1 protein-coding gene is annotated in these 661 nt (G+C 44.8%); it reads left to right on the top strand.

Going from position 1 to position 661, the window contains the following annotated elements; all coding sequences use genetic code 11:
* Positions 1-639 (top strand): restriction endonuclease subunit S (locus tag HMPREF1546_RS19350; RefSeq protein WP_021752153.1); only part of this gene is annotated, 639 nt, incomplete at its 5' end.
* Between the last annotated feature and the right edge of the window lie 22 nt (positions 640-661).

A 661-nucleotide genomic window follows, 5' to 3' on the forward strand; every position in this document is an offset into this window, starting at 1 on the left:
GTAAACGATAATTTAGCTGATCTCCTACAAACGGTCTATCAGGAACGTTTTGGCGATACCAGTTTGATAGCAAATCAGGGCATCCTATCGGATATTTGCTCATATTCAAGAGACAAAGTAGCTGTCTCCGAGCTGAACGTCAGCACCTACTTCTCAACAGAGAATATGCTGTCGGGAAAAGCTGGTTCAACCGAGGCTACAAGCCTCCCAACTACATCGCAGACAACTGCTTGCCATAAAGGTGATACGTTGATTTCTAACATTCGACCTTACTTTAAGAAGATTGTCTACTGTGAGGACAACTGTGGCTGCTCAACCGATGTTCTTTGCTTTACGCCAAGTCAACCGCGATACTCGGCGTACCTATTCAGCACCCTATATGCCGACAAGTTCTTCGCATTTATGGTTGCTGGATCGAAAGGAACGAAAATGCCTCGTGGAGATAAGCAGCAGATTATGACATACCCTGTTGTTCTACCATCAGAAGAAGAGTTAGCCGGGTTTAATACCATTGCTTCACCACTCCTTGAGCAGATTTATTCCAATAGCGCGGAGAATAAACGGCTGTCCATACTGAGAGATACCCTTCTTCCCAAGCTGATGTCCGGAGAGATTGATGTTTCTGCCATCCAGCTCTAAGCTGCTAAATTATCGTTTATCT

The organism is Oscillibacter sp. KLE 1745, assembly GCF_000469445.2.
Lineage (GTDB): Bacteria > Bacillota > Clostridia > Oscillospirales > Oscillospiraceae > Oscillibacter > Oscillibacter welbionis.